General features: G+C 66.1%; 24 protein-coding genes and 2 pseudogenes. 15 read left to right on the top strand and 11 right to left on the bottom strand.

The annotated features are described in order from the left end of the window. Positions 1 to 5: 5 nt before the first annotated feature. The 5 genes from AC1D0P_RS01960 to AC1D0P_RS01940 form a co-directional block, all read right to left on the bottom strand. A complete protein-coding gene (locus AC1D0P_RS01960) occupies positions 6 to 377 on the bottom strand; it encodes a helix-turn-helix domain-containing protein (RefSeq protein ID WP_477675136.1) in 372 nt (123 codons plus the stop codon). 112 nt (positions 378 to 489) lie between these two features. Then, entirely contained in the window at positions 490 to 993 is a 504-nt protein-coding gene (locus AC1D0P_RS01955) for an Lrp/AsnC family transcriptional regulator (protein ID WP_477675135.1), read from the bottom strand. Positions 994 to 1,036: 43 nt separating this feature from the next. Further along, on the bottom strand, positions 1,037 to 2,434 hold the full coding sequence (locus AC1D0P_RS01950; protein ID WP_477675134.1) for an aminotransferase class III-fold pyridoxal phosphate-dependent enzyme: 1,398 nt from the start codon (positions 2,432 to 2,434) through the stop codon (positions 1,037 to 1,039). Between the two features lie 290 nt (positions 2,435 to 2,724). Next, entirely contained in the window at positions 2,725 to 3,651 is a 927-nt protein-coding gene (locus AC1D0P_RS01945; RefSeq protein ID WP_477675133.1) for a 2-hydroxyacid dehydrogenase, read from the bottom strand. Between the two features lie 2 nt (positions 3,652 to 3,653). Next, a complete protein-coding gene (locus tag AC1D0P_RS01940; RefSeq protein WP_477675132.1) occupies positions 3,654 to 4,553 on the bottom strand; it encodes a GNAT family N-acetyltransferase in 900 nt (299 codons plus the stop codon). Between the two features lie 333 nt (positions 4,554 to 4,886). Here AC1D0P_RS01940 and AC1D0P_RS01935 point away from each other — a divergent pair, with 333 nt between their 5' ends. The 7 genes from AC1D0P_RS01935 to AC1D0P_RS01905 all read left to right on the top strand — a co-directional run bounded on the left by AC1D0P_RS01935 (position 4,887) and on the right by AC1D0P_RS01905 (position 11,439). Continuing rightward, positions 4,887 to 5,555 (top strand): haloacid dehalogenase type II, encoded by a 669-nt coding sequence (locus AC1D0P_RS01935; RefSeq protein WP_477675131.1) that lies wholly within the window; start codon positions 4,887 to 4,889, stop codon positions 5,553 to 5,555. Positions 5,556 to 5,633: 78 nt separating this feature from the next. After that, a complete protein-coding gene (locus AC1D0P_RS01930; RefSeq protein WP_477675130.1) occupies positions 5,634 to 5,993 on the top strand; it encodes a cupin domain-containing protein in 360 nt (119 codons plus the stop codon). Positions 5,994 to 6,047: 54 nt separating this feature from the next. Then, entirely contained in the window at positions 6,048 to 7,676 is a 1,629-nt protein-coding gene (locus tag AC1D0P_RS01925) for an ABC transporter substrate-binding protein (protein WP_477675129.1), read from the top strand. After that, positions 7,673 to 8,047 carry a cupin domain-containing protein gene (locus AC1D0P_RS01920; RefSeq protein ID WP_477675128.1) on the top strand — a complete coding sequence of 125 codons (375 nt, stop codon included), beginning with the start codon at positions 7,673 to 7,675 and terminating at the stop codon, positions 8,045 to 8,047. The genes AC1D0P_RS01925 and AC1D0P_RS01920 overlap by 4 nt, the downstream gene beginning before the upstream one ends. An 83-nt stretch (positions 8,048 to 8,130) precedes the next feature. Then, on the top strand, positions 8,131 to 8,961 hold the full coding sequence (locus AC1D0P_RS01915; protein WP_477675127.1) for a GNAT family N-acetyltransferase: 831 nt from the start codon (positions 8,131 to 8,133) through the stop codon (positions 8,959 to 8,961). 25 nt (positions 8,962 to 8,986) lie between these two features. Beyond that, positions 8,987 to 10,264 (top strand): NAD(P)/FAD-dependent oxidoreductase, encoded by a 1,278-nt coding sequence (locus AC1D0P_RS01910; protein ID WP_477675126.1) that lies wholly within the window; start codon positions 8,987 to 8,989, stop codon positions 10,262 to 10,264. 20 nt (positions 10,265 to 10,284) lie between these two features. Then, positions 10,285 to 11,439, top strand: coding sequence for an MFS transporter (locus AC1D0P_RS01905; RefSeq protein WP_477675152.1), 1,155 nt, complete (start codon positions 10,285 to 10,287; stop codon positions 11,437 to 11,439). Here AC1D0P_RS01905 and AC1D0P_RS01900 read toward each other — a convergent pair. The 5 genes from AC1D0P_RS01900 to AC1D0P_RS01880 all read right to left on the bottom strand — a co-directional run bounded on the left by AC1D0P_RS01900 (position 11,411) and on the right by AC1D0P_RS01880 (position 16,047). After that, positions 11,411 to 11,911, bottom strand: coding sequence for an Lrp/AsnC family transcriptional regulator (locus AC1D0P_RS01900; RefSeq protein WP_477675125.1), 501 nt, complete (start codon positions 11,909 to 11,911; stop codon positions 11,411 to 11,413). The genes AC1D0P_RS01905 and AC1D0P_RS01900 overlap by 29 nt on opposite strands. Positions 11,912 to 11,943: 32 nt before the next feature. After that, on the bottom strand, positions 11,944 to 13,296 hold the full coding sequence (locus AC1D0P_RS01895; RefSeq protein WP_477675124.1) for an aspartate aminotransferase family protein: 1,353 nt from the start codon (positions 13,294 to 13,296) through the stop codon (positions 11,944 to 11,946). Next, positions 13,293 to 14,345 carry a phosphotransferase gene (locus AC1D0P_RS01890; protein ID WP_477675123.1) on the bottom strand — a complete coding sequence of 351 codons (1,053 nt, stop codon included), beginning with the start codon at positions 14,343 to 14,345 and terminating at the stop codon, positions 13,293 to 13,295. Before AC1D0P_RS01890 ends, AC1D0P_RS01895 begins: the two co-directional genes overlap by 4 nt. Continuing rightward, the gene (locus AC1D0P_RS01885; RefSeq protein WP_477675122.1) at positions 14,342 to 15,007 is read right to left on the bottom strand and encodes a haloacid dehalogenase type II; all 666 of its coding nucleotides are present in this window, start codon (positions 15,005 to 15,007) and stop codon (positions 14,342 to 14,344) included. The genes AC1D0P_RS01890 and AC1D0P_RS01885 overlap by 4 nt, the downstream gene beginning before the upstream one ends. A 92-nt stretch (positions 15,008 to 15,099) precedes the next feature. Then, positions 15,100 to 16,047 (bottom strand): LysR substrate-binding domain-containing protein, encoded by a 948-nt coding sequence (locus AC1D0P_RS01880; protein WP_477675121.1) that lies wholly within the window; start codon positions 16,045 to 16,047, stop codon positions 15,100 to 15,102. A gap of 108 nt (positions 16,048 to 16,155) precedes the next feature. On the opposite strand from AC1D0P_RS01880, the gene AC1D0P_RS01875 reads away from it, so the two are divergent. The 4 genes from AC1D0P_RS01875 (at position 16,156) to AC1D0P_RS01860 (ending at position 20,211) form a co-directional block, all read left to right on the top strand. Then, positions 16,156 to 17,181 (top strand): four-carbon acid sugar kinase family protein, encoded by a 1,026-nt coding sequence (locus tag AC1D0P_RS01875; protein WP_477675120.1) that lies wholly within the window; start codon positions 16,156 to 16,158, stop codon positions 17,179 to 17,181. Then, on the top strand, positions 17,181 to 18,191 hold the full coding sequence (pdxA, locus tag AC1D0P_RS01870; protein WP_477675119.1) for a 4-hydroxythreonine-4-phosphate dehydrogenase PdxA: 1,011 nt from the start codon (positions 17,181 to 17,183) through the stop codon (positions 18,189 to 18,191). The genes AC1D0P_RS01875 and pdxA overlap by 1 nt, the downstream gene beginning before the upstream one ends. An 18-nt stretch (positions 18,192 to 18,209) precedes the next feature. Next, the gene (locus tag AC1D0P_RS01865; RefSeq protein WP_477675118.1) at positions 18,210 to 19,190 is read left to right on the top strand and encodes a cupin domain-containing protein; all 981 of its coding nucleotides are present in this window, start codon (positions 18,210 to 18,212) and stop codon (positions 19,188 to 19,190) included. 97 nt (positions 19,191 to 19,287) lie between these two features. Beyond that, positions 19,288 to 20,211 carry a LysR substrate-binding domain-containing protein gene (locus AC1D0P_RS01860; protein ID WP_477675117.1) on the top strand — a complete coding sequence of 308 codons (924 nt, stop codon included), beginning with the start codon at positions 19,288 to 19,290 and terminating at the stop codon, positions 20,209 to 20,211. On the opposite strand, the gene AC1D0P_RS01855 is transcribed toward AC1D0P_RS01860, so the two are convergent. Beyond that, a complete protein-coding gene (locus AC1D0P_RS01855; protein WP_477675116.1) occupies positions 20,192 to 21,082 on the bottom strand; it encodes a GNAT family N-acetyltransferase in 891 nt (296 codons plus the stop codon). The two genes, AC1D0P_RS01860 and AC1D0P_RS01855, sit on opposite strands and share 20 nt — an antisense overlap. 256 nt (positions 21,083 to 21,338) lie before the next feature. On the opposite strand from AC1D0P_RS01855, the pseudogene AC1D0P_RS01850 reads away from it, so the two are divergent. The 4 genes and pseudogenes from AC1D0P_RS01850 to AC1D0P_RS01835 all read left to right on the top strand — a co-directional run bounded on the left by AC1D0P_RS01850 (position 21,339) and on the right by AC1D0P_RS01835 (position 26,383). Beyond that, positions 21,339 to 22,765: pseudogene (locus tag AC1D0P_RS01850) on the top strand (aldehyde dehydrogenase family protein). Further along, positions 22,762 to 23,481 (top strand): cupin domain-containing protein, encoded by a 720-nt coding sequence (locus AC1D0P_RS01845; protein ID WP_477675115.1) that lies wholly within the window; start codon positions 22,762 to 22,764, stop codon positions 23,479 to 23,481. Before AC1D0P_RS01850 ends, AC1D0P_RS01845 begins: the two are co-directional and overlap by 4 nt. A 20-nt stretch (positions 23,482 to 23,501) precedes the next feature. Then, positions 23,502 to 24,600 (top strand): annotated as a pseudogene (locus AC1D0P_RS01840) (NAD(P)/FAD-dependent oxidoreductase). Between the two features lie 58 nt (positions 24,601 to 24,658). After that, positions 24,659 to 26,383 carry a peptide ABC transporter substrate-binding protein gene (locus AC1D0P_RS01835; RefSeq protein ID WP_477675114.1) on the top strand — a complete coding sequence of 575 codons (1,725 nt, stop codon included), beginning with the start codon at positions 24,659 to 24,661 and terminating at the stop codon, positions 26,381 to 26,383. Positions 26,384 to 26,386 lie beyond the last annotated feature (3 nt).

Here is a 26,386-nt window from a genome sequence, read left to right as displayed (position 1 = left end):
GCGGCTCAGCATGCCGTTCGCGGCTGGCCGGCGGTCGTCAGGTACTGCCCCGGTGTCATGCCGAACACGCTCTTGAAATGCCGCGAGAGATGGCTTTGGTCATAAAAGCCCGCTTCACTGGCCGCGCTGGCGACCGGCATGCCCTGCCGGATCAGGGCCTGCGCGCGCGCCAGGCGGAGCCGGCAGATGTAGCGGTGCGGGGAAACGCCCACTTGCTGGCGAAACACGGTGGCGAAGCGCCAGATGCTGAGCCCGGCAAGATCGGCCAGCTCCGACAGTGACAGCGCCTGGTTGAGGTTCTCGTGGATGTGCCGCTGCACTCGCTGGATCGCTGCGGCCGAGCGGGCGGGCGCCGGGATGCGGGAAGGAGGGTTCATGCTCCAAGCGTAGGCCGGCCCCACCGGAGATGGCACCGGAAACGGACGCCGGTGCAGCAGCAAATGTCGAATCGGGCCGGGCTGCAGCAAAAGCTGCGGCCCCGCGGCCCGCTCAAGCGTGCGGCTGGATCAGTTGCTCGATCGGGTAGAAGTTCTTGACGAAGGGCGTCTTGATCACGATGTAGCTGAAGTATTTTTCGATGCCGATGTTGGCTTCCAGCAAGCCTTCAACGATCTCCTGGTAGTGGTTCACACCGCGTGTGACGAACTTCAGCAGGTAGTCGTAGCCGCCGCTGACCAGGTGGCACTCCACGATCTCGTCGATCGGCCGGATGCTCATCTCGAACTTGACGAAGTCCTCGCGCTTGTGGTCCTGCAGCGTGACCTCGGTGAACACCAGCAGCGTGTCGCCCAGCTTCTCCAGCCGTATCTGCGCGCCGTAGCCGGCGATGTAGCCGGCTTGCTCCAGCCGCTTCACGCGCACCAGGCAGGGGCTGGGGGACAGGCCGACGGCATCGGCGATTTCGACGTTGGAGGCGCGCCCGTTCTTCTGCAGGTGGCACAGGATACGCAGRTCAAGGCGGTCTAGCTTGGGGTTGCCGGTGGAGGTATTCATCGTTAACCCCATTTAAGCAAGTTCCACGCCCAAGTCAATCAGGTCAAGCCAGGGCGCGCCGCACTTCGGGCTGCTCCAGCACGGTGTCCAGCGTGCGGTTCAGCCGCTCGAACATCTGCTCGAACTCCGAGGGCGTGAAGCACAAGGCCGGCGCAAAGCCCAGGATGCCGTCGCCGAAAGCGCGGAAGATGAGGCCGTTCTCGTAAGCCGCTTTGGCGATGCGGTCGGGCAGCTGCAGCGCGGGGTCGAAGCCGGCCCTGGTGTATTTGTCGCTCACCAGCTCCAGCGCGCCCAGCAGCCCGCGCGAGCGCGCGTCGCCCACCAGCGGATGGCGCAGCATGGCGCGCAATCCCGCTTCGAAGTGGGGCGCGACGCGCTGGCCGTTGGCGAGGATGCCGCCCTCTTCGTAGAGCCGTATGACTTCCAGCGCCACGGCGGCGCTCACCGGGTGCGCGGAGTAGGTGGCGCCGTGGCCCACCAGCGCGCCGGCCGGCGTGCCGTCGGCGATGCCGGCGTACACGCGATCCGACATCAGCAGCGCGCCCATGGGCGCATAGCCGGAGGTCAGCCCTTTGGCGACGGTCATCAGGTCCGGCGACACGCCTTCGGCATCGCAGGCGAACATCGGGCCGGTGCGGCCGAAGCCGGTGATCACCTCGTCGGCTACGAACAGGATGTCCAGCTCGCGGCAGGCCTGGTGCATAGCCTTGAGCCAGCCCGCCGGCGGCACGATCACGCCGCCCGAGCCCTGGATCGGTTCGCAGAAGAAGGCCGCGACGTTCTCCGCGCCCAGCGTGTTGACCTTCTCGCGCAGCGCGGCCACCGAAGCCGCGATCAGCGCTTGCGGGTCATCGCCCACGGGGCTGCGGTAGGGGTAAGGCGAGGGGATGTAGTGCTGTTCGGGGCGCGGCAGGTCGAATCCGCGATGGAAGGCGGGCAGGGCCGTCAAGCCGGCGCCGGTGGAGGATGAGCCGTGGTAGCCGCGCTCCAGCGCGATGAAGTGCTTCTTSSTCGGCCGGCCCGTGGCGTTGTAGTACTGCACGATGAGGCGCACGGCGGCATCGATCGCCTCGGATCCGCCCAGCGTCAGGTACACGTGCTCCAGCCCGGGCGGCGAAATTTCCACAAGCTTGGCGGCCAGGCGGATGGCCGGCTCGCTGGCGTAGCCGAAATAAGCCGTCGCGTAGGGCAGCTCGCGCATCTGGCGCGCGGCGGCTTCCACGACGCTTTCGTGGCCGTAGCCGATGTTGACGCACCACAGGCCGGCGAAGGCATCGAGCAGTTCACGGCCGTCGGCGTCGCGCAGCCAGGCGCCCTTGCCGGAGCGCAGCACCGTGGCGCCGCGCTGCTCATGGCCGCGCCAGTTGGCCACAGGGTGGATCAGGTGTGCGCGGTCTAGCGCCACAAGCGAATCGAGTGAAAGGGTTTTGGTGGACATCATGGGCACAAGCTTAGGCGCGAGTGCGCAGCGGGTGCTGCGGCTTGGCCCCTTGCGCGCGCACGACCATGCTGTTGTTCGTACGCCTACGGTAGAAGATTCTGCGGCCCTGGGGCCCGTGGACGGGCCCAGGAGTCTGGGCGGCAGAAGGAGCATCGGCTGCAAAGCGAGCGCAGCGGTCCATTTTTCACCGGCTTTTTGCCCCATAGCTACGGCTATGGGTCTGCAAACCCGGTAAAAACTGTCCTCGCTGGGCTCGCTTTTCGCTTCGATGCCTTCTACCGCCCAGACTCCTAGTACCCGCGCAAGCGGTCCACCACGCCCTCAAGCGGCAGGCCGAAGGCGTATCGCCGCAGGTTGTCCAGCAGCGCTTCGCCCGCGGTTTCTGCCTGGGTCGCGCTGGCAATATGGGGCGTGAGCCAGATGCGCGGGTGCTTCCAGAACGGATGGCCCGGCGCGGGCGGCTCGGGCTCGCAGACGTCCAGCACCGCAGCCGACAGCCGCCCGCTTTCCAGCGCGGCGAGCAGGTCAGCTTCCACGAGGTGGCCGCCGCGCGCGGCGTTGACCACGCAGGCGCCTTCCGGCAGCGCGTCGAACACGCGCCGGCCGAGAATGCCGCGCGTTTCGGGCGTGAGCGGCAGCAGGCATACCAGGATGTCGGTGCGGGCCAGGAACTCGTCCAGCTCCGCCTCGCCGCTGTAGCAGCGCACGCCCGGCTCGTTGCGCTTCGAGCGGTTCCAGCCGGCGCAGTCAAAGCCCAGCAGCCGCAGCTGCGCGAGCGCCGCGCGCCCCAGCATGCCCATGCCCATCACGCCCACGCGCCGCGTGGAGGCCGGCCGAACGGGATGCTCTTTCCATTGGCCCAGGCTTTGCTGATGCAGGTACTGCGGCATCTCCCGGTGCAGCGACAGCACGGCCCAGCTGACGTATTCGCACATGCAGGCCGTCAGCCCCGGCTCCACCATCCTGACCACGGTGAGCCCGGCCGGCAGTGCCGCGAAATCGAACTGGTCCACGCCGGCCCCAACCGAAAACAGCACCTCCAGATTGGGAAGGGCTTCAGTGATCCGCGGCGGCGGCTCCCAGGCCGCGAGGAAGCGCACCTGCGCCGGATCCCCGATCTCGGGCCAGGTCAAAAACGGCAACTGCGGCATCCTGCGCGCGAACTGCTCGGCCCAGACGGCCCCGCGCTGCGCGGGGCCTTTGTACAAAAACGCCATCGTCAGCCCATCGCTTGATTAACGAGCGCCCAGCCGCCCACGGCCGGGCCCCGCTCCAGCGGCCCGCCGCGCACCATGGTCGTGACGCTGCTCACGCGCAGCAGGCCCTGCGCTTCCAGCCATTCGGGCAGCCCGCCGGTGGCGTCGACGTCGATGCGCAGGAACTTGCCGGCAAAGCGGCTGCACCAGTGGCCGACGAGTGCCTGTGCGCTGGTGAGGTCGGGCGCCACGACCGGGCCGATGGCATGGCCGCGCCCGAAGCGCCGCACGACGGAGAATCCCACGGCTTCACCGCCGCTTGCCAGCACCACTGTTTCGCCTTCGGCCAGCAGCTGGCGCAGCATGGCTTCGCGCGGCATGCCGGCCGAGCGCGCATCAAGGGCGACCAGCGTTTTTGCGTCGTTGCGTCCCAGCGGCCGCAGCCGCTGTCCCTGGGGCAGCGCCATCAGCTGGGCCGGGGCCGCCAGGCTCTGGTGCTGCCGGATCTCGCCCGTGATGGCGAAGCCCATGCGTTCGTACAAGCCGCGGCCTTCAGGTGTGGCGTTCAGCATCACGGTGCGGTCTTCCAGTCCCGCCATCACCGCGTGCATGAGATGCTGGCCCACGCGTTGCCCCTGCATGTGAGGGGACACCAGCACCAGGCCCACCGACGCGTATTGTTTTCCCCAGGCCCAATGCATCGCCGTGCCGACCAGTGCACCGTCGCGCACCGCGGCCACGCCCTGGCCGTGCGCCAGGCCGAACTGCCAGTCCTCCAGGCGATGCGGCCACTGGAACTCGCGCGACAGCGCCTGCGCCGCTTCCAGGTCGTCCGCTTGCAGCCGGCGAAGCGTCACGCCGTCGGGCAGCGGGCGGCCCACCGCCTCAAGTGCGGCCTGGGAAATGGAAACGTGGTCGGGCATGGGGCTTTCCTTCAAAACGTCAAGTGCGGTTTGGGGAAGATGATGCTCGGCGCAAGGGCCCCCGGCTTGTACGATCTTGGCGCCGGCCACGGCCGCTGGAAGAACGGCACAAAGCGCCTGGAGCCCGCGGTACTGCGAAGGAATGCTGCGTTCGCGCCGCGCAGAACCGCAACAACTGCGGCGGATGCTGCCTAGGATTGCTCCTATTGAACCACCGCGTACAACATAAAGCTTACCGATGTCCGTCGACTGCCACCCGCTCCCTGTGCCTGCCGGCTGTTTCCCCTCCGTCGCCTGAACCCTTTTTCCACCCTACCACCCACGAGGTAAACCATGATTTTCCGACCCAAGTACATCTCCTTCGATTGCTACGGCACGCTCATCTACTTCCGCATGCACGAGGTGGCGCACAGCATCGTCGGAGACCAGCTGCCGCCCGAGCGCATGCAGCAGTTCCTCAAGGACTTCAGCGCCCTGCGGCTGGACGAGGCCATGGGCGACTGGAAGCCTTACGACCAGGTGCTCAAGTCCGCGTGGGCGCGCACCTGCAAGCGCCACGGGGTCGCTTACCGCGACGAGGACGGGCAGAAGTTCTACGACGCCGTGCCCACCTGGGGCCCGCACACCGACGTGCCGTTCTCGCTCACCCGCGTGGGCAACAAGATCCCGCTGGTGATCCTGTCCAATGCCATGAACGAGCAGATCGACGCCAACGTCCGCAAGCTCGAAGCGCCCTTTCACAAGGTGTACACGGCGCAGGACGCCGGCGCCTACAAGCCGCGCCTGCAGGCCTTCGAGTACATGTTCGACCAGCTGGGCTGCTCGCCGGACGACATCCTGCACGTGTCCTCCAGCCCGCGCTACGACCTGATGTCGGCCCACGACATGGGCATCAAGAACAAGGTCTTCGTCAACCGCGGCCATGAGCCCAAGCCCAGCGAGTTCTACAGCCACGTGGAGATCCGCGACATCAACGGGCTGCCCGCGCTGGTCGGCCTGTAATCCGGCACGCGCCCGCCTTCCCACTTTCCGCCTTTTCGCCTTTCCGCCTTCATTCAATTGCATAAAGACCCGCCACCCATGAGCAACCTCACTTTCTTCAAACTCGACGACCTCGGCCCCGGCCGCGAGAGCGGCCCCTTGCCCGAGCGCCTGCTCGACGGCGATCCACGCTTCACCAACTGGGACGTGGAACAGACGGCCGACGGCAAGCTGCGCACCGGCGTGTGGGAAATCACGCCCGGCACCATCCGCTCGATCAAGGGCGGCGTCTGGGAGTACTGCCACATCCTTTCCGGCGTGTCTGAGCTGATCGAAGACGGCAAGGAGCCCATCCGCATCCAGGCCGGCGACAACTTCGTCATGAAGCCGGACTACGTGGGCAAGTGGCGCTGCATCGAGACCACTCGCAAGATCTGGATCATCTACGGCAACGCGTGAGTTCCATGAAGCCCAGGTCCGCCTGACTTTTTCCACCGAGGAGACATAAACACAATGACAAAACAAGAACAGACAAACAGCCTGATCGGGCCCGAAGAAAGCCGCAGCATCATGGGTGAACTGCAGCGCGGCGCCAGCCGGCGCGACGTGCTGGCCATGCTGGCGGCCGGCGGCATGCAGGCCACGCTGGCGGGCAGCCTGGCCTCGACGGGGCTTGCGGCGCAGGCGGCGGCCCCGCGCAAGGGCGGGCGCATCAAGGTCGCCGGGGCGACCGCCGCGCTCAGCGACACGCTGGACCCGGCCAAGTGCTCCAACCACACCGACTACATCCGCAGTTGCATGTTCTACAACGGGCTGACCTCGCTCGACGGCAGCCTGACGCCGCAGCCCGCGCTGGCCGAGGAATTCAGCACCAAGGACGCCAAAACCTGGGTCTTCAAGCTGCGCCAGGGCGTGACCTTTCACGACGGCAAGCCCTTCACCTCCGCCGACGTGGTGTTTTCCATCATGCGCCACAAGGATCCGTCGACCGGTTCCAAGGCCAAGGTGCTGGCCGAGCAGATCGAGGAGGTGAAGGCCACCGGTCCGCATGAAGTGACCATCCGCCTGGCAGCACCGAATGCCGACCTGCCGGCCATCCTGGGCACCTGGCACTTCCATATCCTGCGCGACGGCGTTACTGACGTGAACGCGCACATGGCGGGCATTGGCACCGGCCCCTATAAGCTCAAGGAGTTCAAGCCGGGCGTGCGCTCGCTGGCCGTGCGGAACGACAACTACTGGAAGCCCGGCCGCCCCTACCTGGACGAGATCGAGTATGTGGGCATCAGCGACGAGGCGGCACGTGTCAACGCGCTGTTGACCGGCGAGATCGACCTGACCATGGCCATCAACCCGCGCTCGGTGGACCGTATCCAGGGCAGCCCCAGGCACGCGATCTTCGAGACCAAGGCCGGCCTTTACACCGACCTGATCATGCGCCGTGACAGCACACCCGGCGCCAACCCGGACTTCGTGCTGGCGATGAAGCACCTGGTGAACCGCGAGCAGATGGTCAAGTCCGTCGTGATGGGTTACGGCGAGGTCGCCAACGACCAGCCCATACACCCCAGCGACCGCTTTTTCTTCAAGGGGCTCAAGCAGCGGCCCTACGACCCGGAGAAGGCAAAGTGGCATGTGCAGAAAGCCAAGCTCGGCAGCGCGGCCATCCCGGTGGTGGTGTCTCCTGCGGCGACTTATTCGGTGGAGATGGCGCTGGTGATGCAGCACGCCGCACGCCAGATCGGCTTGAACCTCGACGTGCGCCGCATGCCGGCGGACGGCTACTGGTCGCAGCACTGGATGAAGCACCCGGTGGGCTTCGGCAACATCAATCCGCGGCCGTCGGCCGACCTGCTGTTCACGCAATTCTTCAAGTCCGACGCGCCGTGGAACGAGGCGGGCTGGAAGAACCCGAAGTTCGACCAGTTGCTGCTGGCCGCGCGGGTGCAGCCCGACACGGCCAAGCGCGCCAAAATGTACGCCGACATGCAGGTCATGATCCACGAAGACTCGGGCATAGGCGTCCCTTTCTTCATGTCCAGCATCGACGGACATACAAAAAAACTCAAGGGCCTGTCACCCATCCCGCTGGGCGGCCTGATGGGCTATAACTTCGCTGAAAACGTCTGGCTCGACGCATGAAGGACCTGCTTGCCATGCCCAACAATCTCCTCGTCACCTTCAAGCTCGACCAACTGGGCGAAGCACGTGAATACCGGCCGCCCGCCGACCGTGTCATCGAAGGCGACATCGTGTGCCGCAGCTGGGACGTCGACAGCGCCAAGGACGGCAAGGTCCGCGCCGGCGTGTTCGAATCGACCCCGGGGGTCAACCGCTCCATCAAGGGCGACACCTGGGAGTTCTGCCTGATCCTGTCCGGCGTGGCGGAAATCACCGAGGATGGACAGCCGCCGGTGACCTACCGGGCGGGCGATTGTTTCATCATGAAGCCCGGCTACACCGGCACCTGGCGCACGCTTGAAACCGTGCGCAAGGTCTGGGTGACAGCCTGAGCCGTCGAACCGGAGCCATCATGACCAGCGCCTTCACTCAATCCCCTCAGTCCCCCAAAGCCCGCCATCAAGTGAACGACGGCGTGGACCTTGTTCCATTCGCCGATGCCCACCTGGAGGGCGCCCTCAAGCTGTCGCAGGAGATGGCCTGGYCCTACCGGCTCGAGGACTGGGAGGTCGCGCTGCAGCTGGGCCGGGGCTTCGTGCTGCAGGACGAAGCCGGCCAGGTGATAGGCACTGCGGCCTGGTGGCCGTACGGCGAGACCCATGCGTCCGCCGGAATGATCATCGTCGCGAAGGCCGCCCAAGGCCGTGGTTACGGTGCCCGGCTGATGGACGCGCTGCTGGCGGCGGCGCACCCGCGCAGCATCACCTTGAACTCGACGGTCGAAGGCCAGGCACTTTACCAGCGACGCGGCTTTGTGCCCGTCGGCGTCATCGAGCAGTACCAAGGCATTCCCACGGAGCGCCATGAGGCGCCGCCGACTGGCCTCGTCAGGGTGATGGCTGCATCGGATTTTGAAGCGGTCGCGCACCTCGACCAGCAAGCGACGGGTTGGGCCAGGCCGGCGACGCTGCGCCGGCTCATCGAACTTGGCGAGGGCCATGTCCTGCTGCAGGACGGCGTGCCGCGCGGTTATGCCATTTGCCGCCGGTTCGGCCGCGGCCATGTCATCGGTCCCGTGGTCGCCGAAAACCTGGGCGATGCGCAGGCCCTGATCGAGGCCGCACTCGCGCGCCTGGGGAGCATGTTCGTGCGGGTCGATACTTCCGCCGCCCTGCAGCTCGGTCCGTGGCTTGAGCGCACCGGCCTGCGGCAGGTCGACAAGGCGACCACCATGGTCCTCGGGACACCGCTTGCCTCTCCCGGCCCGGTGCGCATGTTTGCGCTCGCCAACCAGTCGTTCAATTAAACACAACAATGATTCAAGAGGCCCTATGAAACTGACATCCTATTGGCTGGACACATCGCAAGCCTTCAAGAGCGCCACCCCGGGGCCGGTGCAGGGTAGCTGCGACGTTGCGGTGATCGGTGGCGGCCTCACCGGTGCTTCGGCCGCGCTGGCGCTTGCCAAGAAGGGCGCTCGCGTCGTGCTCCTGGAAGCGGACACGATAGGCAACGCGGCGTCCGGCCGCAACGGCGGCATGTGCAACAACGGCTTCGCCCAGGACTACGGCATGATGTCGGCCAAACTCGGCAAGGATGTCGCCAACCGGCTCTACCGGGCTTTCGATGCCGGGGTCGACATGGTCGAGCGCCTGGTCGCCGAAGAGAACATCGATTGCAGCTTCGCGCGCGTCGGCAAGATCAAGCTGGCGGCCAAGCCCGAGCACTACGAGAAGCTGCTGCGCAGCCAGGAATTGCTGGCCGCCACTGTCGATCCCGACACGGAAATGGTCAGCCGCGCGGACCTGGCAAACGAGGTCGGTTCGGACCGCTATCACGGCGGCTTGATCTACCGCAAGGGCGCCGGCATGCATGTGGGGCGCTTTGTGCGCGGCCTGGCGGAAGCGGCGGCGCGGCGCGGCGCTGAAATCCACGAACGCTCGCCGATGACGGGTTTGCGGCCGGCGCCCGGCGGCGGCCACATCGTCGAGACGCCGACGGGCCGGCTCCAGGCCAAGCAGGTATTCCTGGCGAGCGGAACCTCGCAGACCGGGCCGCTGGGCTGGATACGGCGCAGGATCGTGCCGGTCGGCGCCTTCCTGATCGTCACCGAACCCCTGCCGGTGGAGACGCTGGACCGGCTGCTGCCGAAACGCCGGATGGCGGTCGATACCAAGAATCTGGTCAACTACTTCCGCACCACACCCGACAACCGGCTGCTCTTTGGGGGGCGCGCCCGCTTCGCCGTCTCCGACCCGGCCTCGGACGAAAAAAGCGGCGCCATCCTGCGCACCGCATTGCACGAGGTGTTTCCCGAACTCCGCGATGCGCGCATCGACTATTGCTGGGGCGGCATGGTCGACATGACGCGTGACCGCCTGCCACGTGCCGGCGAGCGCAACGGCATCTACTATTCCATGGGCTACAGCGGCCACGGCACCCAGATGTCGACACTGATGGGCAGCATCATGGCGGAGGTCATGGACGGGCGCACCGACCTGAATCCCTGGAAAGACTTCACTTGGCCGGCCATCCCGGGCCACTTCGGCCCTCCCTGGTTCCTGCCGCTGGTCGGCGCTTACTACCGCCTCAAGGACAAGCTGTCCTGAAGACCAGCCCGCACCCCGGCCTGGGCGGCGAGCTGGCCCGGCTGGTGCTGGCCCAGCTCTTCCTCAACGCCTGCGTGACCGGCACACGCATGGCCGCGCCACTGCAGGCGCTGCGCCTGGGCCACGGCGAGGCAGCGGTGGGATTCCTGATCGCGCTGTTCGCCCTGGCCCAGGTCTTCCTCGCGCTGCCCGCGGGCCGCTACTGCGAGCGCCATGGGCTCAAGCGGCCGATCATGGGATCGGCTGTGGCGGCCGTGGCCGGCTGCGCGATGGCGGCCGCGTGGCCGGTGTTCCCCGTGCTGTGTGCCAGCGCCGTGCTCACGGGCGGCGCGGGCGGTGTCGCCATCATTGCGGTCCAGCGCCATACCGCGCGCATCGCGGCTGACCCGGCCGCACTCCGGAAGTCGTTTTCATGGCTGGCGATCGGCCTGGCCTTGTCCAATGTTTTGGGACCGGTGCTGGCTGGCGTCATGATAGACAGCGCCGGGTTTCGCGCGGCTTTCGTGGCGATTGCCGTGCTGCCGCTGCTGGGCTGGCTGTCGGTTCGCGGCGCGGCGGATCGCGTGTCCGTGCCGCCCGATGCGGCCCAGCGCCGGGGCGGCGCCTGGGACCTGTGGCGCGACGCGGGCCTGCGCCGGCTCCTCATCGTCACCTGCCTGCTGTCGTCGTGCTGGGACGTGCACACCTTCCTGGTGCCGGTGCTCGGCCACGAGCGCGGCTTCTCCGCCTCGGTGATCGGCAGCATCCTGGGCGCCTTCGGCATCGCCGCCGCCGCCGTCCGGCTGCTGACGCCGCTGGTGGCGGCACAGCTGCGCGAATGGGCGATCCTTGTCGGCGCGATGGCCGCCACGGCCGTCCTGTTCGGCCTCTATCCGCTGATGCACGCGCCGCTGGCCATGGGCCTGTGCTCCGTGCTGCTGGGCTTCACCCTGGGCAGCGTGCAGCCCATGGTCATGAGCCTGCTGCACCAGCTGGCGCCCCAGCATCGCTACGGCGAAGCGGTGGCCATGCGCGTGATCGTGATCAACGCGTCCAGCGTGGGCATACCCATGCTGTCCGGCGCGGCGGGTTCGCTGATCGGCGCGGCGGGTGTCTTCTGGGCCGCAGGCTTGATGGCGGCTGCGGGCGTCAGGCTGGCGCTGGGGCTCAGGCCCGATCCAGCTGCGCCGCGATGAGATGCAGCGGATGGGTGCGTTTGCCTGATGACTGGCGCAAAACAATCCGGCTCGTGAACTTCCCGATCCCGATGTCTTCCTGTAGCAGGCTCTCCATCAGCGCCTGGAAATGGGTGACGTTCGGCGCCACGATTTTCAGCAGGTAGTCGTAACCGCCGCTGACGTTGTACCACTCCACGATTTCGCCGTGCCGGTCCACGGCCTGTTCGAACTTGCGGAAATCGGGAGGCCGGTGGCTGCTGATCGTCACCTCGGAAAAAACCACCACACAATTGCCCAGCTTCTCCAGCGCGATGTCAGCGCCATAACCTCGAATCACGCCGATTTCCTGCAGCCGCTTCGTCCGTACCAGGCACGGGCTCTGGCTCAGGCCGACGGCGTCGGCCAGCTCGACGTTCGAGCAGCGACCCTCGCGCTCGAGGTGCGCGAGGATCTTGAGGTCGAAGCGGTCCAGGGACACTGCTGGGGTCATGCCTGGATGGTAGCGCCGGATGCCGAATGCGACTAGTGCGTGCCGGCGGTGCGCGCTTCGATGAGGGATTCGTCGAGCGCCTGGATGACGAGGCCGGCCTGCTCCGCCGACAGCACCAGGGGCGGACGTATCTTGAGCACGTTGTGCCCCATCGCGCAGGCGCTGATCAGCACGCCCTTGTCGCGCATCCGGTTGACCACCTGGCTCGTCAGGCCGCGGTCCGGCGCCCGCGATGCCCGGTCGGAGACCAGTTCGACCCCGACAAACAGGCCGGCACCGCGCACGTCACCGATAGCCTCGTGGCGTGCTGCAAGGGCTGCGATGCCGTCGTGAAGAACCTTTCCTACCTTGGCGGCGTGCTGCACCAGCCCGTCCCGCTCTATCGTGTCCAGTACCGCCAGTGCCGCCGCGCAGGAGACGGTGTTGCCCGCGAAGGTGTTGAAGTAGCGCGAACTCTTGCCGAATTCGGCCAGCACGTCGGCCGTCGCCAGGAGACCCGCGATCGGCTGGCCGTTGCCCATCGGTTTGCCCATGGTGACGATGTCGGGCACCACGTCATGGCGCTGGAAACCCCAAAGGTGTTCGCCAGTCCGGCCGAAGCCGGGTTGCACTTCGTCGGCAATGAAGAGGCCGCCTGCCCGCTTGATCGCGTCGACCGCGCCCTTCAGGAAGCCTTGCGGTCCGGGGAGTATGCCGTCGCTGGTGAACAGCGAATCGACAATCAGCGCGGCCGGCTGGATGCCGTGGCGCCGCAGGTCGGCGATGGCCGCCTCGACGTCACGGGTGAAGCGTTCGGACAGGTCGGCTCCCCCGGCGTGGTACTGGCGCGGCGCCGGCACCAGGCGCACATGCGCGCCGAGATCGACGCTCAGGCCCAGCGAGGGCGAAAATTTGGCCACGGCGTCGGTGATGCCGTGGTAGGCGGTGTCGGTCACGATCATGCCGGTGCCGCCGGTGCGGACCTTCGCGATGCGATAGGCGAGGTCGTTGGCCTCGCTGCCGGTGCAGGTCAGCATCAGGTGGGCCAGGTCGGTCCCGGGCACGCTCGCGAGCAGGCGCTCGGCCAGTTCGAGAATCGTGTCGTGCAGATAGCGCGTGTTGGTCGCCAGCGTCTGCACCTGCCGGCAGATCGCCTCGGTCACTGCCGGATGGCAATGCCCGAGCGAGGTGACGTTGTTGTAGGCGTCGAGGTAGCGGCGTCCCTCGGGGTCGATGAGCCAGGCGCCTTCGCCGCGCACGATATGCAGCGGCCGTTCATACATCAGGCGGTAGGCCGGACCGAGCAGGGCGTCGCGGCGCGCGATCATTTGCTCGGTGGCCGGGCCCACGTCGGCGCGGCCGGGGATATAGGCATTGACCATGTTGAGGTCGGTGGTGCTTTTCATGGGGTGGCTCCTGTTTGTGTGTGTACGTGTACGCCGGCCAGCAGCCGGTCGCGTGCGGTGTCGCGGGAAAGATCGGCCATCTGGGCCAGGCCTTCCCACGCCGCGGGGTTGTGCCGCATGATGTAGGCGCGGTTCTCGGGGTAGCGCGCGGCGCGCCATTCCGAGATCAGCGCCGTGATGAGATGGCGCGTGGCCAGGAGGTCGGCAAGGACTTCCTGTTCGGCGCCGGTCAGTGGCAGCACCGCGTGATAGGCGGCCACGAACTGGGCCGGTCCCTCGAAAGGATCGGCGTTGCCGGCCATGTGGAAGGCGGCGGCCGTGGCCACCTCGCCGACCAGCGGTGCGTGCACCATGTCGCCGAAGTCGATGATGCCTACGATGCGCGATTCGTCGCCGGGGGCGACCAGCACGTTGTAGAGGTGGTAGTCGTTGTGGATCACCTGGGACCGCAGCGATGCCAGGCGCGGCAGTACATGCGTCGTGAAGCGCGCCATGAAGGCCTGGGCCAGTGCGCGCTGCTTGCCGTTCACGAGGCTGTCGAGCTGTGCGCCCAGCCGGTGCGCCGTGGCGACGTTCCACAGCAGGTCGTGCGCCGCGCCCGGATGCGCGAAGCCGTGCAGCGCGCGGTTCAAGCCGGCGAGTCCGGCGCCCATGGCGCGCCGTTGTGCGGCGGTGCGCACGGTCTCACGGATCTGGATGCCGTCCAGGTAGCTCAGCATGCGCACGCGTGTCTGGACGCCCCCGGCGAGCGCGACCGTATCGTGCGTGTGTCCTGCCAGTGTCCGTACGACGCGCGGCACCGGCTGCTCCGGTGACATGCGGGCGATGTGGTCGAGCGCCGCGATCTGGAAATCGACGACCGCGGGGGACTCGGACGGGTTGCTGATCTTGAGGACGTAGCGAGAGCCGTCGGCCGCCTCCACCAGGCAGTTCTGGTCACGCTCGCCCGCCAATGGCCGGGTGCAAGCCTCGATGCCGTAGAGGCGGCGGACCAGGGCCTCCACTGCCGCCGGCGCGAGGGCCGGCACGGTGGTGCTCAGTTCGGTCATAGGCCGAGCAGGCCGGGAAGCTGGCGGACGTCGGTCAGGCGGCTGACACCGTAGGCGTCGGAAGCCGGCTCATGCCCGCGGTCTATGAAGGCCTTGGCCATGAAGCCCAGGTCGGAGGCCGTCATCAGGTCATAGCGAAAGCTCGACGAGACGTGCATCATCTGGTCAGGCGCGCACCCAAGCTGGTCGAACATGTATTCAAAGGCCTGGAAGCGTGGCTTGTAGGCGCGCGCTTCCTCGGCGGTGTAGACCGCGTGGAACTTCGCCTTCAGGTGGGCGACGCTGGCCGGGATCAAATCGACCATCGAATTCGAGAGGATCACCAGCGGCACGTGCGGCGCGATCGCCTCCAGGACCTCGACGACGTTCGGGTGCGGTTGCCAGCTGGGAATGGCGTCGTACAGCGCGGTGGCGTCCGACGGCTGGCAGGCTATGCCGTGCGCCTTGCAGGCCCGGCGGATCGAATTCTCCACAACCTCGAAGAAGGGCTTCCACTCACCCAGCACCTCGTCGAGGCGATAGGCCCGAAAGCTGTCCAGGAAGGCCGGCATCCGGCTGGCCGGAACGCGGTCTTTGAACAACTTGTTTGCGGTCGGACCCATCTCGAAGTTGATGAGCGTGCCGTAGCAGTCGAAGCTGATGAATCTGGGTTTGAATGTCATAGAAGGATCCACGCTGTTGGGGTGGATATGAGTCTATGAATTCCCCGCCTTCCGAAATGCCGCATTCACATGCGATGCAAGTGGAATCCGTTTCAATCCGGGGGCTTGCCGGAACTTTGCTTGGCCCCGGCTTTCGGGCGCCGTGCCGGCGCAGCGTTCGCTGCGGGGCTCAGGCGGCTGAACTGTGCCAGCAGCCACTCGGCGAGTTCAAACTCCACGCCTTGCAGTTCACCAGTCCCCTGCCATATCAAGCCATACTGGCTGCCATCCGGGTCAAAGCCGGCGGGCGCCGCCAGGCTTCCCCGTTCCACGTCGTCAACGGCGAGCACCAGCGGGCTCAGGGCGACACCCAGGCCCGCAGCCGCGGCTTCGACGATCAGGGAGTGATGGTCGTAGTAGCGGATCTCCGTGGGCCGGCGCGCCGACGGATGGGTCTTCAGCCATTGCGCCCATGCATCGGGCCGGGTCTTCGACCCGAGCGCGAGATAGTCGCCGCGTTCGAAGCTCGGCACCCATTCCGGCCTCATCACCGGCCCGACCCTTTCGGCGAAAAGAGGCCGGACGTTCCATGCCTCGGGCACGGCGAAATCCAGCCGTCGAATCGCCAGATCCACCTGGTTCTTGCGAAAGTCCACAAGCCCCCCACCCACGGAGAGGTGCAGGGCAATGCCCGGATGCGCCGTTTGGAAAGCGCCCAAGCGTGGAATGAGCCACCGCGCGGCAACCGAAGGCTCGCAAGAGAGAACAAGGGCGGTCTTCCCGGCGCGGGTGGCACGCAGGCTTTGCACGGTGGCGCCCAACTCACCGAAGAACCTGCCGAGGGTGAGGTTGAGGGTCTCCCCGGCCGGCGTGAGCCGCAGGCCTCGCCCATTCTTTTCAAACAAGCTGACCCCGATGTCATTGGCGAGTTTGGTGATGCGGCGGCTGACGGCGCCGTGCGTGAGCGCCAGCGAGTCCGCCGCCAGCCGGACCGAGCCCAGCCGCGCTGTGGCTTCGAATGCCCGCAGGTCGTCGAGCGAGGGAATGTCTGAACGATCCATTGGTGACAATATATCACCGGTATCCCTCAGAAACTATCGCTTTTCATAGCTTGATGAGGTTTTGATAATTGATGCATGTGCACCAGTTACCCATCCAGCCAGCCCAGCATGGCGATCCTCGCCGACGACCTGACCAGCGCGGCGGATGGCGCGGCACCTTTCGTTGCCCGCGGCCTGACGGCAGCTATCGGACGGGGCCAGCTTCCGCGCCAGGCGGCCGGGGTGGTGGCCGTCGACAGCGCTTCGCGGTCCGCGACCTCATTGCAGGCATTCGAGCGGGTCGCCCGATTGACCGGCCAGCTTGCCGGCTGGGACCTGCTCWACAAAACGGTGGACTCCACGCTGCGCGGTCACATCACGGAGGAGCTTGAAGCATGCTTTGCGGCGAGCGGCCGCAAATCCATGGTGTTTGCACCGGCCTTCCCCCAGGCCGGGCGGACGACGGTGGGCGGCATCCAGTTCGTTGACGGCATACCGGTCTCCGAGAGTTCTTATGGCCATGACCCGGTGCATCCCGCGCGGCATTCCGCGCTGGCCGACCTGATCCCGAAGCGCATCACGAATGTCACGCTGCTCGATGCGCTGACGCAGGAAGAACTCGACTCGCAGATTGCTTCCATCGAGGAGCCGGAGTCGGTCCTCTGGGTTGGCTCTCCCGGGATGGCCGCGGCGCTGTCGCGGCGTTTTGCGCCGGCGAAGGCCCCGGCGCCGTCGATCGATGGCATCAGCAACGATGTCCTGGTCGTCATCGGGAGCGCGAACCTGCGCAGCCACCTACAGGCCGACCAGCTCCAGCAGGCCGGCGGCGTCAAGTTGCTGCGCGGACCCAGGACGCGCGAGCAGGACCCGGCCGCGCTGCTGCGCCGTATTGCGCAAGACGCGGCGGGGCAGCTTCAAGACCCGCGCTTCGGCGCGCTGGTCGCCACCGGCGGTGACACGATGGAAGCCATCCTGGACCTTCTCAATGTCCGTGAGTTCGAGATCCTGCAAGAACTTGATCCCGGATTCCCGCTGGGCCGCGCCAGGCTTGGCGATGGGCGCTCGCTCCTGCTCGCCATGAAGGCCGGCGGCTTTGGCGGCGATGACGCCCTGCAGCGCGCCGTCGCGCGGATACGTGGCGCAACCCAACCTTAATGAACGGATTCACTGTGAAGAATATTTCCCCCCCGCTGGCCCTGACCATGGGCGACGCATCCGGCATCGGGCCGGAGATCGTGGCGAAGGTACTGGCGAAGGGCGGCGAACGCGTCGTCGTGTTCGGCAGCCATGTCGTCATGCAGGACGCCGTGCGCAGGCTCGGGCTGGACATCGAGGTGCGGCGCATCAAAACGCCCGATGCGGCCCGGTTCCAGCCGCGGGTCATTGAAGTCATCGAGGCCACCCGCATCACCGAGCCGCCGCCCATCGGGCAGATCAGCGCGATCTCCGGGCAGGCCGCCTTCGATGCCATCGTTGCGGCCATCGCGGCGGCGAAGTCCGGCGAAGTGAGCGGCGTCGTCACGGCGCCAATCAACAAGGAGGCCATGGCCAGCGCGGGAATCCGCTACCCCGGCCATACGGAAATCCTGGCCGACTACGGCGGCGCGAAGCGCGTGGCGATGATGCTTGCGAACGACGACATCCGCACGGTGCTTGTCACCATCCACACGTCGCTGCGTAAAGCGATAGAACAAGGCGATTTCGACGCCCAGATGTCCGCCATCCGGCTTGCGCACGAGGGTGGGAAGGCGCTCGGCTTCGCGGCCCCGCGTGTCGCCGTGGCAGGCCTTAACCCGCACGCGGGTGAAGGGGGCCTCTTCGGGGACGAGGAGATCAGGATCATCCGGCCGGCAATCGACGCGGCCCGCGCCGAGGGCATCGATGCCACCGGCCCCTATCCGGGCGATACGGTTTTCATGCAGGCGCGCCAGGGCCGATTCGACGTTGTCGTGGCCCAGTACCACGACCAGGGGTTGATTCCCGTGAAGTACCTCGGGCTGGAAAAAGGCGTGAACATCACGCTGGGCCTGCCCTTCGTGCGCACCAGCCCGGATCACGGCACGGCATTCGACATCGCGGGCAAGGGTGTCGCGGACCATGCAAGCCTGGAAACAGCGCTTGCCTATGCAAAGCGCCTCGTCGCCTCGCAAACCAAGACGAACTAATTCAAAGGAAGCACCATCATGGGCCTACGTTTCATCTTCATGCTTACGCGCAACGACCGCACGGTTCCGGACGCGTCACAGCAACTTCAGACTGCGCTCAGCCTCGGCGTGCGGCACATGGGATTCAAGGACATCGGCTTGCCAATCGAGCAGCTGAAGGGCCTCAATGCGGCCATCAAGGCGGGCGGGGCAACCTCCTATCTGGAAGTCGTGTCGCTGGACCGCGAAAGCGAAATTGTGTCGGCAAAGGCGGCCGCCGAAATCGGTGTTGACGTTCTTCTGGGTGGCACGCGCGTCGACGACGTGTTGCCGATCCTCAAGGGCACGGGCATCCAATACTTCCCGTTCGCCGGCCGGATCACCGGCCACCCCAGCGTGCTGGAAGGCAGCATTGAGGAAATTGTTGAAAGTGCCAAGGCGATCACAGCCAGAGACGGCGTGCATGGCCTGGACCTGCTGGCCTACCGCTCGGCGGAAAACGTGCCCGAGTTGATGAAGGCCGTTTGCGCGGCAGTCTCCAAACCTGTCTTCATGGCGGGTTCGATCGATACCCCTGAACGTATTGCCGTCGTCCAGAATGCCGGCGCGGCGGGTTTTACGATCGGGACCGCCGCTTTGGACGGCAAATACCCGGCCAGCGGGAAGGACGTGCCGAGCCAGCTCAGCGCCATCATTCGCGACGTCGCTGTCCTGAACAAACACCTTTCGCCGATTCGCAAGAAGAACCTGTCAACTGCGTCTGCCGGCAAAGCCGGGGGCCAGGTGAATAACCTGAAATTCAGGGTTGCGAAGTTCGAGGGAAGCTCTCCCTGGTCATTTCGGCAGCACGGCGATGAACTGTTCTTTGTCCATCGTGGACGCCTGCTCATGAGGTTTCRCGACCGTGAAGAGATTGTGGAGCCGGGGGAGTTCATCGTCGTGCCGCATGGTGTTGAGCATTGTGCGGTGGCTTTGGACGGGGAGGCGTCAGAAGTGTTGCTGGCAACGACGACGGCTTAGCCTGGCTCCCGCCAGGCGCTGATCGCGCGCCCGCGGTATCGGACTGCGGATTTATGCAGTTAAATACATGTTTCGCCGTTATTAATACAAGGCCGACATGAATTACCGCCAGATCGAGTGCTTTCGCGCCGTCATGCACACAGGCTCGATGACGCTTGCCGCTGCGCAGCTGCACACGTCGCAGCCGAACGTCAGCCGGGCCATTGCGCTGCTGCAGCGCGAGACGCAACTGAATCTGTTCGAACGTGTCGGGCAGCGCGTGGTCCCCACGCCTGAAGCGCAAGCGCTGCTAAAAGAGGTAGACCGCGTTTACGTGGGACTGCAGTCCATCGGTGCGGCGGCGGACCGCATTCGCACGCTGGGCGTCGAAGGCTTGCGAATCGCCGTATCACCCAGCATCAGCATCAGTCCGGTGCCGCGCATCCTGCAGGTTTTTCGCGGACTGCGCCCGCGCGTGCCGGTCGTGGTTCACACGGCCGACTCCGCGACGATCTGCAAGTGGGTGTCGTCCGGCTATTACGAGCTCGGCCTGGTCGGCTACGTCGCGCTGCCGCAGGAGGTCGACACCGAGCTCGTGTATTCGGAGCGTGCCGTGTGCGTCGTGCCGCGGGGGCACCGGCTGGGGCGCAAGCGCAAGGTCGGTCCTGCGGATCTGGCCGGCGAGTCCTTCATATCGTTTGCGTCCCCGGACGTGATGCGCGCGGCCATCGACAAAGTCTTCAATCCCGAGGTGCGCAGGCTGGAGATCGAAACTTCGCTGGCGACGGCGGCCTGCGCGATGGTGGCGCGGGGCCTGGGCGTCAGCATCGTGGATCCGGCGATGCTCAGCGAGCTGGCGCTCACGGGCGTGCATGCGCTGGAGTTCGAGCCGGCCATCCACTTCAACTGCCACGTGGTGCGCGCCCCCCAGCAGCCGGCGCAGGCGCTCGTCGCGGATTTCCTCGAGGCTGTGCGCATTGTGGTGGGCGGCCCSGAAAACACCGCCCGCAAGAGCAAGAAGGTCAGCCGATCGCCTGGGTGACCAGGGCCCAGCCGCCCTGGGCAGGCCCCCGCCCCGGCACGCGGCCACGGACCATGATGGTCCCGCCGCCGACGCGCGGCAGCCCCAGGCTCTCCAGCCAGGCCGACAAACCGCTCATGGCGTATACGTCGACGCGCACAAAACCCTCGATGTGACGGCAGCAATCGGAGATCAACACGCGTGCGGCATCGAAATCCGGCGCCGCCACCGGCCCGACGAGATGCCCGCGGCCAAAGCGGCGAAGTACGGCGAAGCCGGCGGCTTGGCCGCCGCGCTCTAGAACAACCGTCCTTTCCTGGGCGAACAAGCGGCGAAGCAATTCGCCGCGCGGCATGCCCGCGCCACGGGCGTCCATCGCGATCAGGAATTCGACGTCGGCATCCGCCAGCGGCCGCAGGCGGTCCCCCTCACGTACCGCCAGCGCCGGCACGGCCGCAAGCACGCCCTGGTGCTGGTCGATTTCGCCTGTAGAGACGAATCCCAGGCGCTCATACAGGCCGCGGCCTGCCACGGTCGCGTGCAGCAGCACGTCTCGTGGGGACAGCTGATCTAGCAAGGTCTCCATCATGCGATTGCCGATGCGCTGGCCCTGCAGCTCGGGCGCGACGATCACCAAGCCGATGGTGGCGTAGTTCCCAAATTGCCAGGACAGCGCGGTGCCCAATACTTTCCCGCCGCGTTCGGCGGCCACGCCTTGCCCCAGCGACAACGCAAATTGCCAGTCCTCGATCCGATGCGGCCAATTGAAGGTGCTGGATAAGGCGTGCGCGGCCGGCAGGTCGCCTGGCTCGAATGGGCGCAGGCGGGTGGCATCGGTTGTGGCGGCGGCTTCGGAGTGCTTGACTGTGAGGGTGGTGGAGGCGGATGTCATGCGGTCGAGTATCGGTATGCAGGCTCATGCAGTCCAATAAAAATTCCCATGCCATTCATTCCGATTTGATATGCCAGCCCCCCAGTCGACGGACTCCCATCAGGGGTTACCCGCATCCTTTTGGCCTACCCGATCAGTACATATCAATATTGTATGAATATAGCCAAAACTTATATTTGACCGCATGAATCGGCATTCCGATACTCCGGGACATCAAGTCATTCCGATGACTCTCACCAACCCGAGGCCCCTGACCATGACCACACAATTGCCCGCGCCCCTGGCCCCAGTGCATGTGGGCGTGATCGTCGAACGTCTCAAAGCCGCCGGCCGCCTGGATCGCCTGTTCATAGACGGCGAGTGGGTCCTGCCCGCAGGGCAAGCCCGGGCCAGCGTCATCAACCCGTCGACCGAGGAACCCATCGCGCAAATCGCCTTGGGAAGCGCCGAGGACGTCGCAACAGCTGTGGCCGCAGCCCGCTCCGCCTTTGCCACCTGGTCCACCAGTTCCGCCGAAGGCCGGGCCTTGCTGCTCGGCCGCATCCACGCCCTGATCCTCGAACGCGCAGAACTCTTCGCCCAGGCGATCTCGCTGGAGATGGGCGCCGCCATCGGCTTTGCGCGCAGCACCCAGGTGCCGGTCGCGGCCGAGCACATCCGCGTGGCCCGTGACAACCTGGCCGGCTATCCCTTCCTCACCCACCGCGGGGAGGTGGCCATCCTGCGCGAAGCCATTGGCGTGTGCGGCCTGATCACCCCCTGGAACTGGCCGCTGTACCAGATCACCGCCAAGGTCGGCCCCGCCCTGGCAGCCGGATGCACCGTTGTCCTCAAGCCCAGCGAGCTGTCTCCCTTGAGCGCCCTGCTGTTTGCCGAGGTGGTGCACGACGCCGGCATGCCGCCGGGCGTGTTCAACCTGGTGAACGGCAATGGGCCGGAGGTCGGCGCCGCGCTGTCGGCGCATCCGGACGTGGACATGATCTCGATCACCGGTTCAACCCGGGCCGGCGTGCTCGTCGCCCAGGCGGCGGCCCCGACCGTGAAACGCGTGGCCCAGGAGCTCGGCGGCAAATCACCCAACGTGATCCTGCCGGACGCGGACCTGGCGCGTGCCGTGCCGGCTGGCGTGGCAGCAGCCTTTCGCAATGTCGGCCAATCGTGCAGTGCGCCGACCCGCATGATCGTGCCGCGCGAGCGCCTTGAGGAAGTTGAGTCGCCGAGGGTGCGCGCCTGGTGTGTGGCGGCCCCGGCCGGCCTGAGGGCCTGGAGCGCGGCTTTTACTGCCGCCCGACCATCTTCTCGGGCGTGAACTCCCAAATGCAGATCGCGCAGGAAGAGATCTTCGGGCCGGTGCTGGTGATCATTGCCTACGACAGCGTGGACGAGGCGGTGGAGATCGCCAACGACACGGTCTACGGCCTGGGCGCGCATGTGCAGGGCCAGGACCTCGCTGGGGCGCGGGCGGTTGCGGCGCGCATCCGCTCGGGGCAGGTGCACATCAACTACCCGGCCTGGAGCCCCCATGCCCCCTTTGGCGGCTACAAGCGCTCGGGCAACGGCCGCGAATACGGCATCGAGGGCCTTGAGGAGTACCTGGAGACCAAGGCGATCCTGGGTTTTCAGGACGCCTCGATGCCCAGTACGACAGTGAAACCATCGCGCAATGCGCAGGAGCAATCATGACAGTGGCCTTAATGCTGCACCGTGCCAACGGCGCATCCGTTTCAACCTCTTTTCGCCGGGCGGCGTTCGGCAAGGATGATCCCTTTGCGCGAAATCGCGAAATCGCCTGGGAAGGACCCGACGCGATAGCCGTGGGCCGAACCAGCTTCATTGGTGAGTTCCAAGTCGCAAGTTATCCCCACATCGAAACCATCGTGGTGTCCGAAGGAGAGCTGACGCTGACGGCGGCCGGAGCGGCCCCGCTGGTGCTCGGCCCCCAAGCGGGTGCCGTCATCGGATGCGGCACCGCGCTTCGCATCCACGCCGCATCCCGCGTGCAGTTTTCGTTTTGCGCGGCCGCTTGCGACAAGCCGACGAAACAAAGCCTTGTCCCCTTGCGCGTCGACGCCGACTTCAAGCCGTCCGCAACGCTGCCGCCGGAGGCGCTGCTGGGCCCAGCCCCGGAATGCCGCAGCGACAACGTCTTTACTGAGGAAAGCGTGGAGTACCGCGCGGGTACCTGGGATTCAACCCCCTACCACCGCATCGTCCGTCCGCATCGCCAGAACGAGTTCATGCACCTCGTGGCCGGCAGCGTGCGATTTGCCGCACCCGACGGCAGCGTGCTGTCGGCAGACACCGGCGATGCGCTTTTCGTGCCGAAAGGCGTCTCGGTCGGATGGGAAAGCAGCGATCGCGTGGCGAAGTTCTTTGTGGTGCAGGCCGTCCAGGCTTGAACGGGCGAGCGAAATCCATCATGTCCCCTCCCTTGGTCCACCTCAACACCTCCCCCAAGCTGCCGGCCTCCGCTGACGTCGTCGTGATCGGCGGCGGCATCGTCGGTGTCTTTGCCGCCTACTACCTGGCACAGCGCGGCGTTTCGGTCGCCCTGGTCGAAAAGGGCCGCATCGGCGCCGAGCAGTCCAGTCGCAACTGGGGCTGGTGCCGCCAGCAGAACCGCGATGAACGTGAGCTGCCCATGGCCACCAAGAGCCTCGAACTCTGGGACCAGGGCCAAGGCCGCGCCGGCCGTGGCGGCTGCGCTCATGAAGCTCGGCGGCAGCGTCCACCAGAGTTGTGCCGCCCGCGGCATCGAGACGGAAGGCGGGCGCGTCAGCGGTGTCATCACGGAAGCCGGCGTCATCAAGACCAGGACGGCCGTGCTCGCCGGCGGCGCGTGGGCATCCGCGTTCTGCCGCCAGCTGGGCATCCGTTTCCCGCAAGCGTCTATCCGCCAATCCATCCTCAGCGTGTCCCCCGTGGCGCACCATTTGCCCGATGCCCTGGTGATGCAGGGCGTGTCGGCCACGCGCCGCGGCGACGGGCGCTACGCACTGGCCATCAGCGGCCGGGCGCGCGTGGACATTACGCCGCAGTTCATGCGCTTCGCTCCGCAATTCGTGCCGATGTTCGCCAAGCGCTGGCGCAGCCTTCTGCCGGGGGGCCTGCAAGGCATTCGGGGTGGCCACGAAACGCTGAGGCGGTGGCGGCTCGATGCGCCGACGCCCATGGAGCGGATGCGCATCCTTGATCCGAAGCCCTGCCTGAGCACGATCAAAGAGACGCATCGCCGCGCCGTCGAACTGCTGCCCCAACTTCAGGGCGCAAAGATCACGCACGCCTGGGCCGGCTTCGTTGACAGCACACCGGACGGTGTTCCCGGCATTGGTGAAGTGCCGGGCATGCCGGGATTCATTCTGGCCGCCGGCTTTTCAGGACACGGCTTTGGCATCGGCCCCGGCGCAGGTCATCTGATTGCGGACCTGGCCACCGGCGCCGAACCGATCGTGGATCCCACACCCTTTCGGCCCGGCCGATTCAGCAGCTCCGCGTGGGGCAAGGTCGCGGAATTCTAGGCCTCCCCCTGCCCATCCATCCACCCAGCAATCCCGTAGCCCCCCCCAGGAGAAAACCATGAACGACCACCACGATAGCGAACTGAACAGCGAACTGAAAGGTACCCACATGAAACAGACCCACAACACTGGCGATGCCCTCATGGGCAAACTGACGCGGCGCGACGCCGTATTTGCCGGGGCGGCAAGCTTTGCCCTGGCTTCCCTGGGTGTGGCGGAGAGTGCCCATGCCTCCACGCCAGCCGCGAAGCCGACGGGCCAGGCCATCCTCGGCTTCGCCCAGGAAGTGACCGTCCTGCATCCGCTGATGGCCGCCAACGAGGTGGACCAGGGCGTCTGGTGGAACCTCTTCAGCCCGCTGTGGATGTTGGACGCGGAGGGCAAGTTCGTTCCGGTGCTGGCGAAGGCGGTGCCCACCGTCGAGAACGGCGGCATTTCGGCCGACGGCCTGACCTGGCGTGTCGAGTTGCGCAACGACGTGAAATGGCATGACGGCAAGCCGATGACGGCCGAGGACATCAGGTATTCGATCAACCTGATGAAGAACCCGGGCTTTCGCGCCGCCAGCCGCGGCGGCTTCGAGCTCATCACGTCCGTGGCTGTCGAAAGCAACCAGGTGGTCACCTGGAAACTGAAGGAGCCGCACGCTCCGCTTGCGTCTGTGCTGAGCTGGACTTTCATCGTCCCCGCGCACGTTCTTTCCCAGGATGCGGATCCGAACTCATCGAAATTCGCCGTCGCGCCCGTCGGCACCGGGCCGTTCCGCTTCGTCAGCCGCAAGACCGGCGACCACATGATCCTCGAAGCCAGCCCGAACTACTTCGGCAAGGGGCCGTCCCWGAACCGGCTCATCTTCAAGTACGTGCCGGACCTGAACGCGATGTACACCCAGTTCAAGACCGGGGAGATCGACTACATCGGCCTGCAAGGCATCCCCGCCAACTTCTACAAGGAGGCGATTGCCTTGGGCGGCCGCCGCGTTCAAGCCGTGCCTCGCGCCGGGGTAGAGAACCTGACGCTCAACCTTGCGCATCCTGTTCTCGCGGACAAGGCGGTGCGCAAGGCGCTGAACATCGCGATCGACCGGCAGTCGATTTGCGATCTTGTGTATTACGGCGTACCCAAGCCAGCGAACAACTACATGACCCCGACGCACTGGGCCGCCAACCCCAACCTGCCGAAGCCCGAGTACGACCTGAAAAAGGCCGGTGCGATGCTGGACCAGGCCGGCTGGGTGCGGGGTCCGGATGGCATCCGTGTCAAGAACGGCGTGCGGCTGTCCTTCACCAACTCCACGACCACCGGCAACTCCCTGCGGGCGCAGACGCAGCAGCTCATCGCCGATGATTTCAAGAAGATCGGCGTCGAGATGTTGATCAAGAACCTGGTGGCTGCGGTGCTGTGGGCCGACTTCTGGAGGAACTCCGAGTTCGACAGCCTGATGACCGGGACGACCTACACCATCGCCTCGGACCCGGATGTCACCAACCGCTTCGGCTCCGGCCGTATTCCGAAGCAGAGTGGATCGGGTGCGAACGTGAGCCAGTACAAAAACGGCGGGGTGGATACGCTGCTCGCCCGGGGGCGCCAGGAATACAACATCGTCAAGCGCAAGGAAATCTACGCCAAGGTCCAGGAGCTCATCAACGACGACCTGCCATTCCTGCCGATCTTCGGCGAGGTGTTCATCGAGGGCACGAAGGCCGGACTGACGGGCTACGTGAACAACGTGAACGCGCGGACGAATACCTGGAACGCGGCCGGCTGGCGCTGGACGGCCTGACGC

Source organism: Polaromonas sp. P1_G2 (assembly GCF_056405515.1).
The sequence above is the reverse complement of the archived record's forward strand: the minus strand, read 5'-3'. Positions and strand labels throughout refer to the sequence as shown.

Coding starts and splice junctions, on each gene's coding strand:
- AC1D0P_RS01900 (WP_477675125.1), bottom strand. CDS start 11,911: ATGACCCCAGCAGTGTCCCTGGACCGCTTCGACCTCAAGATCCTCGCG.
- AC1D0P_RS01925 (WP_477675129.1), top strand. CDS start 6,048: ATGACAAAACAAGAACAGACAAACAGCCTGATCGGGCCCGAAGAAAGC.
- AC1D0P_RS01930 (WP_477675130.1), top strand. CDS start 5,634: ATGAGCAACCTCACTTTCTTCAAACTCGACGACCTCGGCCCCGGCCGC.
- AC1D0P_RS01910 (WP_477675126.1), top strand. CDS start 8,987: ATGAAACTGACATCCTATTGGCTGGACACATCGCAAGCCTTCAAGAGC.
- AC1D0P_RS01920 (WP_477675128.1), top strand. CDS start 7,673: ATGAAGGACCTGCTTGCCATGCCCAACAATCTCCTCGTCACCTTCAAG.
- AC1D0P_RS01885 (WP_477675122.1), bottom strand. CDS start 15,007: ATGACATTCAAACCCAGATTCATCAGCTTCGACTGCTACGGCACGCTC.
- AC1D0P_RS01960 (WP_477675136.1), bottom strand. CDS start 377: ATGAACCCTCCTTCCCGCATCCCGGCGCCCGCCCGCTCGGCCGCAGCG.
- AC1D0P_RS01935 (WP_477675131.1), top strand. CDS start 4,887: ATGATTTTCCGACCCAAGTACATCTCCTTCGATTGCTACGGCACGCTC.
- AC1D0P_RS01845 (WP_477675115.1), top strand. CDS start 22,762: ATGACAGTGGCCTTAATGCTGCACCGTGCCAACGGCGCATCCGTTTCA.
- AC1D0P_RS01895 (WP_477675124.1), bottom strand. CDS start 13,296: ATGAAAAGCACCACCGACCTCAACATGGTCAATGCCTATATCCCCGGC.
- AC1D0P_RS01945 (WP_477675133.1), bottom strand. CDS start 3,651: ATGGCGTTTTTGTACAAAGGCCCCGCGCAGCGCGGGGCCGTCTGGGCC.
- AC1D0P_RS01940 (WP_477675132.1), bottom strand. CDS start 4,553: ATGCCCGACCACGTTTCCATTTCCCAGGCCGCACTTGAGGCGGTGGGC.
- AC1D0P_RS01880 (WP_477675121.1), bottom strand. CDS start 16,047: ATGGATCGTTCAGACATTCCCTCGCTCGACGACCTGCGGGCATTCGAA.
- AC1D0P_RS01855 (WP_477675116.1), bottom strand. CDS start 21,082: ATGACATCCGCCTCCACCACCCTCACAGTCAAGCACTCCGAAGCCGCC.
- pdxA (WP_477675119.1), top strand. CDS start 17,181: ATGAACGGATTCACTGTGAAGAATATTTCCCCCCCGCTGGCCCTGACC.
- AC1D0P_RS01890 (WP_477675123.1), bottom strand. CDS start 14,345: ATGACCGAACTGAGCACCACCGTGCCGGCCCTCGCGCCGGCGGCAGTG.